The sequence below is a fragment of the Chitinophaga rhizophila genome (assembly GCF_019492185.1).
Classification (GTDB): domain Bacteria; phylum Bacteroidota; class Bacteroidia; order Chitinophagales; family Chitinophagaceae; genus Chitinophaga; species Chitinophaga rhizophila.
In genome coordinates this window covers 1,352,275-1,366,829 of record NZ_JAICCF010000003.1, presented here as the reverse complement: position 1 = coordinate 1,366,829, position 14,555 = coordinate 1,352,275, and the positions used below count along the sequence as shown (strand labels likewise).

The 14,555-nt window shown below is 46.4% G+C and carries 9 protein-coding genes; 6 read left to right on the top strand and 3 right to left on the bottom strand.

The features are described 5' to 3' along the window. The first annotated feature begins 452 nt into the window (after positions 1-452). The 5 genes from K1Y79_RS20195 to K1Y79_RS20175 all read left to right on the top strand — a co-directional run bounded on the left by K1Y79_RS20195 (position 453) and on the right by K1Y79_RS20175 (position 7,266). On the top strand, positions 453-1,859 hold the full coding sequence (locus K1Y79_RS20195; protein WP_220251962.1) for an ATP-binding protein: 1,407 nt from the start codon (positions 453-455) through the stop codon (positions 1,857-1,859). A 30-nt stretch (positions 1,860-1,889) separates the two neighbouring features. After that, positions 1,890-3,560, top strand: a complete 1,671-nt coding sequence (locus K1Y79_RS20190) for an FAD-dependent oxidoreductase (RefSeq protein WP_220251961.1) — start codon at positions 1,890-1,892, stop codon at positions 3,558-3,560. Between the two features lie 46 nt (positions 3,561-3,606). Next, on the top strand, positions 3,607-5,742 hold the full coding sequence (locus K1Y79_RS20185; RefSeq protein WP_220251960.1) for a DNA topoisomerase 3: 2,136 nt from the start codon (positions 3,607-3,609) through the stop codon (positions 5,740-5,742). 121 nt (positions 5,743-5,863) lie between these two features. Further along, positions 5,864-6,766, top strand: coding sequence for a DUF4349 domain-containing protein (locus K1Y79_RS20180; protein WP_220251959.1), 903 nt, complete (start codon positions 5,864-5,866; stop codon positions 6,764-6,766). Positions 6,767-6,840: 74 nt separating this feature from the next. Then, positions 6,841-7,266: a SufE family protein gene (locus K1Y79_RS20175; RefSeq protein ID WP_220251958.1), complete on the top strand. Its 426-nt coding sequence runs from the start codon at positions 6,841-6,843 to the stop codon at positions 7,264-7,266. A 121-nt stretch (positions 7,267-7,387) separates the two neighbouring features. Here the strand turns inward: K1Y79_RS20175 and K1Y79_RS20170 are convergent, their stop codons facing one another. Further along, positions 7,388-9,925: a phosphocholine-specific phospholipase C gene (locus K1Y79_RS20170; RefSeq protein ID WP_220251957.1), complete on the bottom strand. Its 2,538-nt coding sequence runs from the start codon at positions 9,923-9,925 to the stop codon at positions 7,388-7,390. Positions 9,926-10,057: 132 nt separating this feature from the next. Here K1Y79_RS20170 and K1Y79_RS20165 point away from each other — a divergent pair, with 132 nt between their 5' ends. Continuing rightward, positions 10,058-11,503, top strand: coding sequence for a cation:proton antiporter (locus tag K1Y79_RS20165; protein WP_220251956.1), 1,446 nt, complete (start codon positions 10,058-10,060; stop codon positions 11,501-11,503). Between the two features lie 200 nt (positions 11,504-11,703). Here K1Y79_RS20165 and K1Y79_RS20160 read toward each other — a convergent pair whose 3' ends face one another. Beyond that, positions 11,704-13,053, bottom strand: coding sequence for a lytic transglycosylase domain-containing protein (locus K1Y79_RS20160; RefSeq protein WP_220251955.1), 1,350 nt, complete (start codon positions 13,051-13,053; stop codon positions 11,704-11,706). A gap of 13 nt (positions 13,054-13,066) precedes the next feature. Further along, a complete protein-coding gene (gatA, locus tag K1Y79_RS20155) occupies positions 13,067-14,506 on the bottom strand; it encodes an Asp-tRNA(Asn)/Glu-tRNA(Gln) amidotransferase subunit GatA (protein ID WP_220251954.1) in 1,440 nt (479 codons plus the stop codon). Positions 14,507-14,555 lie beyond the last annotated feature (49 nt).

Genomic DNA, 14,555 nt, shown 5'->3' with positions numbered 1-14,555 from the left:
GCCGTCGCTTGTTCGTCCCTTGGCCGTCCCGTCTTCGGATCAAGTCCACCTCTTCGCCGTCGCTTGTTCGTCCCTTGGCCGTCCTGTCTTCGGATCAAGTCCACCTCTTCGCCGTCGCTTGTTCGTCCCTTGGCCGTCCCGTCTTCGGATCAAGTCCACCTCTTCGCCGTCGCTTGTTCGTCCCTTGGCCGTCCTGTCTTCGGATCAAGTCCACCTCTTCGCCGTCGCTTGTTCGTCCCTTGGCCGTACGTAGTACGTTACTTGGGTATACATCCCTTATTGTTGCTCCGGCTGATCCGGAATACCTCACCTCATTCACCTTTGCGTTTCAATACTCAATACTGCAATGCTGATTTCTTTGAATTGTGCTAGTATTGCTTCAATCTATACAACGATCCCCTGGAAAACCTACCCAAATTATCCCTACCTTTCTGCCCAATAATCAGAGTTCCATGACTAATTTAACAGTTGAATGGATGCGATCCATTGACACGCTGCATGGCGTACCCGATAATCAGTTGCAGTGGTTTATTGATAATAGTGAACGCAGAGAGATTCCAGCAGGTTCTTTTGGCTTCAATGTAGGTGAACCGATGACTGGCACACACCTTTTACTTTCCGGTCATATTAAGATATGCCAGATGCAGAATAATGAGTTACGTGAACTTATGATCGCAGAACCGGGCCGCATATTGGGGTACCTTCCCTTTTCACGCGGTATGGTATCATCTGTAGCTGGAGAAGCGATAGAAGATGTTATAGTGTATACCCTGCCTATGGATAAGATTGAGCCCATGATCAGGAATCATTTTGAACTGACGCAGGCTTTAGTGCATATCATGACGAACCGTGTGAGGGATTATACGTCTTTCATCCGCCAGGGCGAAAAAATGATGGCATTAGGTAAACTTTCTGCCGGACTGGCACACGAGTTGAATAATCCTGCAGCAGCAGTAGTACGTGGTGCTCACTCCATGAAAAAACACTTGCAATTACAGCCTGAGTTTTTCAAGAAGATTATGGAAATTCGCATGGATGAAGCCGCCATTAACCTGGTAAAGGAAAAGATGTTTGAAATACTGTCAAAACACAATTCGCATAAGCAGTCGCTTACCCTGGTGCAACGTTCGCAGCAGGAAGATGAGCTGACTGACTGGCTGGATGAACTGGAGGTTGAAAACAGTACAGAACTGGCCGAGAATTTTGTTGAATTTGGATTTACCATTGAAGACCTTGACGCATTCAGGCAACGGCTTGGCGCAAAAGATATTTCGCCGGTGTTCAACTGGATTAACAATAACCTGATCACTGAAAGGATTGTATCGGATATTGAACAAGCGTCGAAGCGTATTGCAGATCTTGTCGGCTCTGTTAAAACATTTACACATATGGATCAGGGGCTGGATAAACAGCTGACCAACATCCATGATGGCATCCGGACTACCATTTCCATCCTGCAGTATAAGATACGCAAGGGCAATGTTGAACTGATAGAAGATTTTGATGCCAATTTGCCACCTTTACGGGCCCTGGTAGGAGAATTAAACCAGGTCTGGACCAACATCATTGACAATGCACTTGATGCCATGGAGGTAAATAAAAAGGGGAAAATCATTATTAAAACTGAAAGAGATAAGGACTGCCTGAAAGTGATCATTACTGATGATGGTCCGGGTATTCCTCCCCATGTACTTGAACGGATCTTTGATCCTTTCTTTACCACTAAAGAACCAGGGAAAGGTACCGGGCTGGGACTTGACATTGTGTCCCAGATTGTACGCCAACACAAGGGATATCTGAAAGCGGAATCTCAACCGGGAGAAACACGTTTCATCGTGTCACTACCTATTCATGGATAAAATTAGGGTCATTCCAATAATAATACCATTATGAGTCAGAACTTACCATACATTCTCTGTATTGACGATGATCCGCAGGTGTTACGTGCGCTGGTGCGCGACCTCAAGAGTCAATACCGTGAACAATACAGAATTATCAGTACAACTGTGATCAGTGAGGCATTAGAATCTTTACTGGAATTGAAAAATAAAGGCGAAACTGTTGCGATGTTCATTTCAGATCAGCGTATGCCTGAAATGGAAGGAGTGGATTTCCTGGAACGTGCAATGGAATATTATCCGGATGCACGCAGGGTGCTGCTCACGGCCTATTCGGATACAGATGCAGCCATTAAAGCGATTAACTCAGTACAGCTGGACTATTACCTGGTAAAACCTTGGAGTCCGCCGGAGGAAAGGTTATATCCCGTATTGGATGATTTGCTGGGTAACTGGCAAAGTGTGTATAAACCAGATTTCAGAGGTATTAAGGTAGTAGGATACCAGTTTTCTCCGAAATCCCATTCGGTGAAAGATTTCCTGGCAGGGAACCTTATTCCGTATCAGTGGCTGGATGTACAGAACTCAGATGAAGCAAGCAGGCTATTATCATTGAACAACCTGACTATCAAGGATGTACCGCTGGTGTTTTTTGAAGATGGCTCCTTCCTTTCAAATCCATCAATCATGGAGATTGCCAGTAAGGTAGGTCTGAATCCGCAGGTGAAGCTGGACGTGTATGATGTAGTCATCATCGGTGCCGGGCCAGCGGGACTGGCAGCAGGCGTATATGGTGCATCGGAGGGATTAAAAACACTGCTGATAGAAAGGCGTGCGCCAGGCGGGCAGGCAGGCACCAGTTCCCGTATTGAAAACTATCTCGGCTTCCCGAGTGGTCTGAGTGGTGCAGAACTAACAAGGAGAGCCATTGCACAGGCTACCAGGTTGGGTACGGAACTGATCACACCACAGTCGGTGAAAGATATCAAACAAAAGGATGGCTATAAAAAGATCATCCTGGAAGATGGTACTGAGATCAATACCCGGGCGGTGATCATTACTACGGGTGTTGACTATCGTCAGCTGGAGACGAAAGGAGTACCTGACTTTACCGGCGCAGGCGTATACTATGGGGCCGCTATGACCGAAGCCGCGGCCTGTACAGGAATGGAAGTATATATAGTCGGAGGCGGTAATTCTGCCGGACAGGCAGCCATGTATCTTTCCAAATTCGCTAAGAGCGTCTATATCATCATCCGCAGGGAAGATCTGAGCAGTACGATGTCAGCCTACCTGATAGAGCAGATTTCCGGCGTACCGAATATTACGATTTGTCCGAAGACAGAGATTGCGGAAGCAAAAGGGCATGACAAACTGGAAGAGCTGGTGCTTTGCAATATTGATACAAAAGAGCAGCAGCAAGTACGGGCAGATGCATTATATATTTTCATTGGTGCAAAACCATATACTGACTGGATAGCGCTGGATATTATCAAAGATGATAAAGGCTTTATTAAAACCGGCGGAGATCTGCATAGTTGCGACGCTTTTAAGCGGATCTGGAAGCAGGAACGCGATCCTTATCTGCTGGAAACCAGTTGTCCGGGAATCTTTGCTGCGGGAGATGTGAGGGCGTCTGCCATGAACAGGGTAGCCGCAGCAGTTGGAGAAGGTTCTATGGCTATCAGCTTTGTGCATAAATACCTGGCAGAAGTTAAGTAGCTTCTTGGGTATTTATCCGACATTTGCTTCCCTGTTTTAATTGACTATGAAGGTTTGTATAGCTGAAAAACCAAGTGTTGCCAGAGACATTGCCGAAGTCATTGGCGCTAAAGTACGTAAGGATGGATATTATGAAGGCAACGGGTACCAGGTCACCTGGACCTTCGGACATTTCTGTACCCTGAAGGAGCCCCATGACTATACGGAACAATGGAAGTTCTGGCGGATGGAGGATCTGCCTATGATCCCCAGCAGCTTTGGAATCAAACTGATAGACAATGCCGGCGTACAGAAGCAGTTTAAGATCATAGAACAGCTGGTACAGCAAAGTGAGGAAGTGATTAACTGCGGGGATGCCGGCCAGGAAGGTGAACTGATTCAGCGATGGGTATTACTCAAAGCACAATGTACCGCACCGGTAAAACGCCTGTGGATCTCCTCCCTTACAGAGGAGGCTATCCGGGAAGGATTTCAGAAATTAAAAGACGCAGCTCAATATAATAACCTGTATGCAGCCGGTAGTGCCAGGGCTATCGGAGACTGGCTGCTGGGTATGAATGCCACCCGGCTGTTTACAAAAAAGTTTGCCATGGGAAAGACTGTACTCTCCATCGGAAGAGTACAGACTCCTACCCTGGCGATGATCGTCGCCAGACAGAAAGAGATTAATGCCTTTGTTTCTGAAGAATATTGGGAGCTGAAGACGCTGTACAGAGAAACAGAGTTTACAGCCACCATCGACCGTATAAAAGTGCTGGACCGGGCCGAGAAAGGTTTAGCCTATCTGAAGGAGCATCCTTTTGAAGTGACCTCTTTTGAGAAGAAAGAGGGGAAAGAGGGGAATCCCCGGCTATTTGACCTGACGGCCCTGCAGGTGGAGGCCAACAAGAAATACGCCTACTCTGCCGATGACACCCTGAAATACATACAGAACCTGTATGAGAAGAAGCTGGTCACCTATCCCAGGGTAGACACCACCTATCTCTCAGAAGACCTTCATCCTAAGATAGAGGGCATTATGAAAGATCTGACGCCGTATGCAGCGCTCACAGCGCCATTACTGACAAAACCTATTCCCAAATTAAAGACAGTCTTTGACGATAAAAAGGTCACAGATCACCATGCGATCATACCGACAGGCGTGTATCCATCCAGCCTCGGACTTGAAGAAAAACGCATCTATGACCTGGTAGCAAGGCGTTTTATTGCCGCCTTCTATCCGGAATGTAAGATATCCAACACAACAGTACTTGGTAAAGTCGGCCAGGTAGATTTCAAGGTAACGGGTAAACAGATATTGGAACCAGGCTGGAAGGAAGTATATGCAAATGATGTAACACCTAAAAAAGAGGGAGAAGAAGAAGAAAAGATACTGCCGGTATTTGTAGTAGGTGAGACGGGGCCACATACGCCCAGGATTCACCAGGGGAAAACGACCCCGCCGAAAGCATTTACTGAAGCCACTCTATTGCGTGCAATGGAGACAGCCGGTAAGCAGGTTGATGACGAAGAAGTGCGTGAGCTGCTGAAAGATAATGGTATCGGACGGCCTTCTACCAGAGCAAACATTATTGAGACGCTGTTCCGCCGTAAGTATATTGAGAAACGTAAGAAGAACATCTTTGCTACGCAGACAGGTATGGACCTGATAGATACGATTCAGACCGAATTGTTGAAAAGTCCGGAGCTGACAGGTATCTGGGAGCGTAAACTCCGCCTTATCGAAAAGGGAGAATATGCCATGGAGACGTTCAAGCAGGAGCTGATCCAGATGGTAATAGACCTGACCATTGAAGTCAAAACCTCCAACTACAAAGTTATTACGATCAGGCCGGACCAGCCGGAAGAGAAGGAAAAGGATAAAGAAGACAAGCCTAAAAAAGAAGCCAAATCCAAAGAGAAAAAGACAGTTGTCATTGCAGAACAGCAATGTCCGAAATGTAAATCCCATCCATTAAAGAAGGGCAATACCGCATATGGTTGTGCAAACTTCAGCGTATGCGGATTTAAGGTACCGTTTGAAGTCTTCGGTAAGAAACTGACAGACAAACAGATTGCAGATCTGCTGGGTAAAGGCAAAACTGGTAAGATAAAGGGCTGGAAGTTACCAGGAGTAACAGGAGATACAGAAGGTAAGCTGATTCTGAATAAAGCGTTTGAGCTGGAGGTGGAGAAGGCCTGATGAGGTGCTGGTGGTAGCAGGTATAGCGCGTTAAGCGTTATTGGCAGTAAGCAGTCTTACCAGGTTTGTTCCTGCAGCTTATTGACTATTCCCTATCTTACATACCTAATATTTACCCTATATGACTAAAAGTTTCAAGGCCCGCATCTGGAGACTGGTGAGATGGGCGACCCTAACCTTTTGTATTCTTTTCATTTTCAGGTTTATTTATGGCTACCTGGCTACAGATACGCGCCAGACGGGAGACTACACAGTTGACTTCTTTGAAAGCATCAGTGATCTTAGGAAGAACTATGCATCTGAGAAAGTAAAGTTTCAGCAACAGGGTAATAGTGGTGGCCTGCCACAGGCAGCAGGGGGAGCAGCGCCAAGTCAGAAATATGAAAAGACAGCGTCAGTAAGAGCAAAATCCTCACATTTTGAAGATGACGCCAAACAGATTGCTGCAAAGACTGAAGCATTTAAAGCGATAGTACAATATGAACAGGCACTTGGACTGAAAGGTGGCAGGGAACTTCACCTGTTGATAGGCGTTAATCCGGAAGCGTTTGATTCGTTTTACCTGGCGATTCAAAAGGTTGGAGTGATCAAATCCACACAGATCACTAAAGTGGATAAGACCAATGAATACCGTCAGCTGAATGCGCAAAAAGCATCTTTGCAGAAGACGCTGGAATCACTGAATGAATTAAAGTCCAAGCCAGGGCCTATTACTGACCTGGTAGCGCTTCATGATAAGATACTGGAAACTGAAGGAAAGCTGCAGGACCTGGGCGTAGAACTGGGCAATTTCGATACGGAGAATGAATTTTGTACCGTCAGGATATCCTTGTACGAAGGCGCAACAGAGAAGAAGCAGATCAGCTTAATTCACCGGGTGAGAGTGGCGCTGGAGTGGACGATACATTACTTCACCTACCTGGCGTTTGCAACAGTGGCGGTGTTGTGTGGTGCGTTTGTGCTGCTGGTTATTGTTGACAAATTAAAGCTGATCAATAAGATTGCGAGGAAACTCGAGGAATAATATTTTCCGTTTTTGATTCCCTACAACCGGCATATCTCTGTAAATTCATGCTATTCACCTTTAAAAGAGCGTCTATGTCAATAAATGAAGTACAGGATAAGCTGATTGAGGATCTAATGCTCCTCGATGATGAAGAAAGCCGCAAGCAATACATAGATAACATTGCTGATTCGCTGCCTGTGATGGAAGATAGATATAAGCATGAGCACTACCAGGTGCAAGGCTGGATATCTGACATCTGGATACGTGCGGTATATATCAAGGAAAGGGTATGGTTTACCGCAGCGGGTAGTGCCAAGGCTACCAACGGGCTGTTAGCGATGTTTGCCAGGGTATTATCCGGTAATCATCCGAAGGATATTGCCGACGCGGATATATACTTCATGAATGAGATCGCGGGTCTGTTTCAGCCATTTTTCTCGGTACAATGGCCATTGATATTACGGAAAATGAAGTCGCAGGCAGTAGCGTACCAGATACAGTTGTTGCAAAGCGTATAAACGAAACTCTTCAGATAGAGAAAGGCCGCTCAGTTACCTGGGCGGCCTTCCTTTCTAAACAATATGATAAGATTAAATCAACGGGATCGAGGTCCCGTTACTTTTACAAAGGTAGGATTGTTTAGCTTGACTTCACTCTACCCATTGCCGGATCACTGAAACCAGCTTTACCATTTTCCACTTTGCCAGCATACCTTCTTCCAAAGTTGCCGTGCCCGGTGATGCGTACGCTGAAATCATACCAGGAGTGGCTTTTGCGCAGATCAATTACAACTATTGTTTTGCTGCCGGCAGCCAGTACCTTTTTCTGCAGCGGACTACCATAAGCATTGTCAACGACCTCTATGTTAACAGCCTGACTATCAGCATTTTTGAGCTGTAATGATATATTACCGGTAAATACTTTCCCTTTCCTTTCATAATCGCATAGTACCTCCAGGCCGGGAGCTTTGTCGTCTCCTGTAAACTCGCGGTAGAAGCCGTTAGGGCCATATACCCGCAGGTGGTAGTTATTGTTTTCAAAAGACTGCAGCGGCCAGTGATCGGTAAGTCGGTCTCCGGCTTTTACTGCATAGGCCCAGGTTCTGACTTTTTCAAACCTGGAGTTATCGGCAGCCATATATTTACCCGGAGCATACACATGGAATGGCAGTCCAGCGGCAGCTTTACCTGCCATTTCGTTACCTGCTTTAAAAGATATCTCAAACGCCCCTTTATGCACACGGCCGTCGGCATACATTTCGTAGGGTAGTGCACAGGATGGTTTGATACCTGGCTCCTGTTTAGCCATATAGGCTGCATTAGCCGGATCATTGTTAATGGCGGCGATCTCTTGAGTGCTCAGCAGTTTAAAACCCGAAGGAACAGCCTTAAACTGGGCTTTATGTATACTTTCGATGAATGTATCCTTGTCGCCAAAGGCAGGCACCGGAATTTGTTCACCGTTGTAGGGCTGGAAGACGGAGCTCAGGTCGCCACATATGGTGCGACGCCATTCACTGATATTACTCTCCTGGATAGGTTTACCCGTTTTATGTGACAGGAAGCGCTCTAAAAACTGAAGTACAGAGGTATGGTCAAAAACTTCCGAGCAGACCATTCCCCCGCGGCTCCAGGGAGAGGCGACGATCAGTGGCACACGATAGCCTAGTCCGATAGGACTTTCTCGGGCATCCTCGTCGGTCATTCCTTTTTTGCGGAGTTCCTGTTCACGGGTAACGTACTCCACCGCTGTATCAATGCCGGCAGATACTTTTCCGGTACCTGGTCCATGTGGAGGTACAAATGGGGGAATGTGATCGAAATCGCCGTCATTTTCGTCGTAGGCAAGGATGAATACTGTTTTCTTCCATACCTCCGGATTTTGCGTCAGGATATCCATCACTTCTGCCAGGTACCAGGCCCCGTACCAGGGCGCACCGGGATGGTCGGAGAAATTTTCGGGCGCTACAATCCAGGAGACCGTTGGCAGTTGACCAGTCTTCACATCTTCCCGGAACTGGTATAGCACATCGCCTTTTGGCACCTGCATCGTGCGTGTTGTATCGCCATCCTGATACTGAAGTGAAGTCAGCTGATGATAGTCAGGATCTTTCTCATTCGTAGTGAATGCTTTTCTGTGAATATTCTTTTCGCGGTCGGACAGCTTTTCAAAATGCTCCGGCCGCCATTTTGCTTCCTCTTCCCGGATACGGAGGAGGAGGGCTTTCTTCTCGTCCAGTTCCTTGCTGGTAGCTATAGCAGCTTCGCCGGTGAGGCTTTTCAGCTTATCTTCCAGTGTGTGGACAGCCTTCGTAAGCTGTAATATTCTTTTTTGCAGATGTTGATAGTGAGCAGCGGAGAACTGCGGTTTGTATTGGGAAAAAAACTCCAGCGGGTTATCTGTAAAGTTAGCCAGCCAGGAATCTTCTTCACCAGAGAATCCTACGCCGACACTTAGTTCGTTTTGATATACTTTCCAGCTGATGCCGTTTTCTTCCAGTCTTTCCGGGAAGGTAGTCCAGCTGGCAGGAACGCCATAATCCACCTCAGCGTTACGCACATTAGGAGCAGCATCAGTACTTTGTTTTTCGCGGATGGTGCCTGTCCAGAAATAGAGTCTGTTAGGGGTAGTGCCGGTAAGAGACGAGCAGAAGTTCTGGTCGCAGACTGTAAATGCGTCGGCCAGCGCATAGTAGAATGGAATATCTTCCCGGGTAAAGTAACCCATGGTTAAGGGTAGATGCGCATAGTCTTTGTGACCGGATTGCTTTGCATCCAGCCATCCGTCGTATTTGCCATTATTACGGGCATCAACCTGGTTTTCCCAAGAATGCGGAAGAGAGCTCATCCAGGTGACCTTCGAGTCTTTAATATCCAGCCTGAAAGGAGCATAAGTTTCTCCCTTTTTATTAGACTGCAGCCAGACCAGGTTATCATCAGGCAGCGTAATAGCCCTGGGATCATTGAAGCCACGTACACCGCGTAATGTACCCAGGCAATGGTCAAAAGATCTGTTTTCCTGCATGAGCAGTACGACATGTTCTGCATCAAGGAAGGTACTGCCGGCAGCGGGATTGATTGCTAATGCCCGCTGAATTGAGGCTGGCAGTACACCCGCCAGCCCGGTGCCGCCTGATAGTAATGCGGCCTTTTTGATAAAGTCTCTCCTGGTATCCATAATAATGACAAGATACGGAACGCCCTGCAAGGTGGCACCACGAGATGATATTCTTCAACGTAATTTAATACCGGTCCCATATGAAGCTCCCAGGTATTATTATTATCTTTCGTCCAACCAAACCGATACTATATGAACAAGAAACTGTTGCTTTACCCCTTAATTATCGGCTTTTTCGGATGCCTGACCTGGTTTATCATTGATCAAGGCAGCCACCTGGTTACAGACGGAAGTACGCCTGCGAGTAGTGTAGTAGAAGCAGCAACAGCTGCATCTGCAGCGAGCGCCCACTCCACAGCAGAAAGTGTATGGCTGGGGATGGTACAGAATGTACACCATCCACTGGCGTTATTGCTGCTGCAGATCATTCTGATTCTGCTGACAGCACGCTTATTTGGATGGCTGGCGAATAAGATAGGTCAACCAGCGGTGGTAGGAGAAATTGTTGCAGGTATATGCCTGGGCCCGTCCCTGTTAGGCATGGCGTTGCCGTCTGTCAGTGCGTTTGTTTTTCCGGCAGAAGGATTTAAGAACTTACAGTTTCTGAGTCAGATAGGACTTGCATTTTTTATGTTTGTAGTCGGCATGGAACTGGATACGCACAAAATGAAAAACAAGGCGCATGACGCAGTGATGATCAGTCATGCAAGCATTGTGTTTCCGTTCTTCCTGGGAGTATTACTGGCTTATTATATATACGGACAGTTTGCACCTGCTAATGTAAGTTTCCTTTCCTTCTCATTGTTTATGGGTATTGCAATGAGTATAACAGCGTTTCCGGTGTTGGCTCGTATTGTACAGGAAAGAAAGCTTAGCAGTACACCATTAGGCCTGCTGGCGATAACCTGTGCTGCAGCAGATGACGTTACAGCATGGTGTATATTGGCTGTTGTGATTGCAATTGTAAAAGCAGGCACTTTATGGACTGCTGCACTTACGCTGGCATTGTCGCTCGTATTCCTTGCTATTATGTTGTATGTACTGAAACCCTGGCTTGCAAAGAAGATTGCTCAGTTTCAACGGCAGCAGAAAGAGAAGTCAATTGTCGCATTAGCATTCATGGTACTATTGTTTTCAGCCTGGGCGGCAGAGGTAATCGGTATACATGCATTGTTCGGTGCTTTTCTGGCAGGTGTGATCATGCCGGCAGAAGTATCTGTTCAGAAGTTGCTTACTGATAAGCTGGAAGACGTGAGCGTTCTGCTATTGTTACCAATATTCTTTGTCTTTACTGGCTTGCGTACTCAGATCGGATTATTAGGTCAGGGGCAGCTTTGGTCTGTATTCGGACTGATTATGTTGGTTGCAGTAGGCGGCAAGCTGGGAGGTAGCGCTCTTACTGCGAAACTGATGGGCCAATCCTGGATGGATGCTTTGGGTATAGGCGCGTTAATGAATACCAGAGGGCTTATGGAACTGGTAGTATTAAATATCGGCTATGATCTGGGTATTCTTTCCCCTGAAATTTTTGCTATGCTGGTATTGATGGCATTGGCAACCACCTTCATGACAGGACCACTGCTGGATATTGTTAAGAAGGTAGAGGAAAACCGTCTACAGGCGAGTCAGGTAGGATAATGATTAAATTTTTTTATCGCTAAATACATGAACGCCTGCATATACGATATGTAGGCGTTCCTATTTAGAGACAATATTCCCAGTATTGGAAAGTTGCCGGCAAGACATTATCGGAGATGCGTGTTGCAGGAGCTTGGCAAAGTAGATAAAACAAAAAGGCCTGATCGTATGATCAGGCCTTTGCTATTAGTTCCGTATGATTAATGCAGCGTTGTTTTCTTCATCACTGGCTTCTTAGTTACCGGCTTTTTAGCAGTTGTCTTTTTAGCAACTGTTTTCTTTTTAGCGGTAGCTGTCTTACCTTTTGCTGCTGGCTTTTTAGCGGCAACAGCTTTGGATGTTTTAGACGTTTTTGCTGCTATATGATTATTTGTAGTCGTCTTCTTTGCTTTAGCCTCGGCTGGAGCAGCTACTTTTGCAGGAGCAGGGAAGCGGGATTTGTCTAAAGCTGTGGCTTTATCATCCAGCATCATCTGCAGGGACTCTTTCAGAATCTCATCTTTCTCTGTCTGAAATTCCTTCATCTTGTCTTTAGGGATTCTCAGATCGTAGCTATTCTCAGGGCTTGCCATCATTTTGGCGAACTCCGGGTTCAGGTGTTCCAGTTCAGAAACTTCCATGTTCAGCTTCTTTGCAATAGCATCCAGGCGATATTTACCGGAGATGTTAAACTCAACAGTATTGAACATTTCTTCTTCTGTAAGCTCAGTAGTAGAGGAAGCCGCACTTGTCATTGCAGGAGCGCTTACAGGAGCAGCCACGCCGTCGTTACCTACACCGAAGAAGTTATTGAATCTATCGAGGATGTAACCTGTAGCAATGAATTTATAAACGTGATTACGGGATTCTGCAGGCAGGAAGTATTGCATTCCCCAGAAGTCGCTGCGACCGCTTGCATTCATAGCACGTTGTACGCCGCCGGGACCGCAGTTATAGGCAGCTACTACTAGTAACCAGTCACCGAACTGGTTGTACAGTTCATTCAGGAACTTGGCAGCGGCTACTGTAGACTTGTAGAAGTCTTTACGTTCGTCCACTTTTTTACCCACATTGAGACCGAAGATGCGCGCTGTACCAGACATAAATTGCCAGGCTCCAACTGCACCTACACGGGAACGAGCATTAGTATTAAAGCTGGATTCTATCACTGCGAGGTACTTCATTTCCTCAGGAATCCCGTGTTCTCTGAAGATTTTCTCAACCATCACAAAGTAAGGCTGACCTCTGGAGATCATTACCTGCAGGTGTTGGCTATACCGTGTGGCAAAGTTATTGATGTATCCAGCTACGATGTTGTTGTTGATCTGTTCATAGACCTTTGGGCTGCTGATGCTGGACGGGAGACTCTGCGCATTTTTGCGCACCGCCTGAGACGTTGCGGAAGGTACTACAACAGTATCCTTGGGCAAACGTACTTTGTGGTTCAGTACCGTAGTATCCGGTCCTCCATAGGGAGTAACCATCTCTTTAGGTACACCATTGCCACCAATCGCTTTCAATTGCACTGCTCCTAACGATGGCAACAGCAGTAGTAAAAAGATTTTCCTCATACACATATTTATTTTAAACAGGAGTAACCCTCCGTGTCTGCATTACGTGTTCCGCAATGCTTAACAGGTTTGCTTCGCTAAATTGCTTTGTGATGATCTGTACACCATATGGCATCCCGTTTGAATGCCGTTGCAAAGGTACGGAAATTGCCGGAACCCCTGCCAGATTTGCCAGTACCGTGTAAATATCGGCCAGGTACATGGCTATTGGATCATTTGATTTCTCTCCAATTTTAAATGCTGTAGACGGAACAGTTGGCATTACGATGGCGTCATATTCCGAAAGAATTTCGTTCAATTTGTCCACCACCATTCGTCTAACTTGCTGGGCTTTAGTAAAATAGGCGTCATAATAACCCGCGCTAAGTACGAAAGTCCCAAGTAAGATACGTCGTTTTACCTCTTTACCAAAACCCTCTGAGCGGCTTTTCTTGTAAAAGTCTGCGAGTTCGAGGTTATTTAAAGAAGTTCTGTGTCCGTATTTCACTCCATCGAACCGGGAAAGGTTAGATGAAGCTTCTGCAGTGGTCAACACATAATATGCGGGCACTACATAATCGAGGTAGGCGAAGTCAGCTGCGGTAACTGAGCTACCGTTAGCTTCCAGTTCTTCAAAGAAGCGGAGATAACCTTCCTTCATCTCCGTATCGAGGCCGGGGTGAAATAACGCATCTTTTAAATACGCTATTTTCCAGGATTTATTGTGCTCAATCTTATACTCTGGTACTGCTTCGCCCGAAGCTGTACTATCATACTCATCGGGCCCTGCAATAAACTGTAGCACTATACCCACATCTGCAATATTCCTGCCAAAAATTCCTATCTGGTCGAAGGACGAAGCGTATGCTATTAGTCCATGTCTGGAAATTCTTCCATATGTCGGTTTCAGTCCTACAATTCCACAGAAATCAGCGGGTTGTCTTACTGAGCCGCCTGTGTCACTTCCCAGGCTTACCATACAGAGATCAGCTTGCACAGCAACTGCCGATCCCCCAGATGACCCGCCCGGTACACAGGAATTGTCCAGTGCGTTCAACACCGGACCATAGGCGGAGTTCTCATTGGTTGATCCCATAGCAAATTCATCGCAATTGAGATTACCAATAATAATGGCATCTTCTGCCAGCAGTCTTTCGACAGCGGTAGCAGAATAGAGGGAGGTAAATCCCTCGAGAATGCGGGAAGCGGCGCTTACTTTATGGCCTTTATAACAGATAACATCCTTAATGCCTATCACAACGCCTGCAAGCGCTCCCACAGAGTCACCGTTTTTAACACGGAGATCCAGTGCATGCGCTTTCGCAAGGGCTTCTTCCTCAAAAACTTCCAGATAAGCATTCAGGTGTTTTGTCTGCACGATGCGGTCAAGGTAATACCGCACCATCTCCGTACAGGTTGTTCTGCCGGCGTATAATGCTTCATGAAAAGCCGATATACTGCTGTATTCAGACAAAGCCAAACCAGTTAATTGCTTAAAAAATAAGGTAAAGTCAAACTTGAAA

Coding starts and splice junctions, on each gene's coding strand:
- K1Y79_RS20175 (WP_220251958.1), top strand. CDS start 6,841: ATGTCAATAAATGAAGTACAGGATAAGCTGATTGAGGATCTAATGCTC.
- K1Y79_RS20160 (WP_220251955.1), bottom strand. CDS start 13,053: ATGAGGAAAATCTTTTTACTACTGCTGTTGCCATCGTTAGGAGCAGTG.
- K1Y79_RS20190 (WP_220251961.1), top strand. CDS start 1,890: ATGAGTCAGAACTTACCATACATTCTCTGTATTGACGATGATCCGCAG.
- K1Y79_RS20185 (WP_220251960.1), top strand. CDS start 3,607: ATGAAGGTTTGTATAGCTGAAAAACCAAGTGTTGCCAGAGACATTGCC.
- K1Y79_RS20180 (WP_220251959.1), top strand. CDS start 5,864: ATGACTAAAAGTTTCAAGGCCCGCATCTGGAGACTGGTGAGATGGGCG.
- K1Y79_RS20165 (WP_220251956.1), top strand. CDS start 10,058: ATGAACAAGAAACTGTTGCTTTACCCCTTAATTATCGGCTTTTTCGGA.
- K1Y79_RS20195 (WP_220251962.1), top strand. CDS start 453: ATGACTAATTTAACAGTTGAATGGATGCGATCCATTGACACGCTGCAT.
- K1Y79_RS20170 (WP_220251957.1), bottom strand. CDS start 9,925: ATGGATACCAGGAGAGACTTTATCAAAAAGGCCGCATTACTATCAGGC.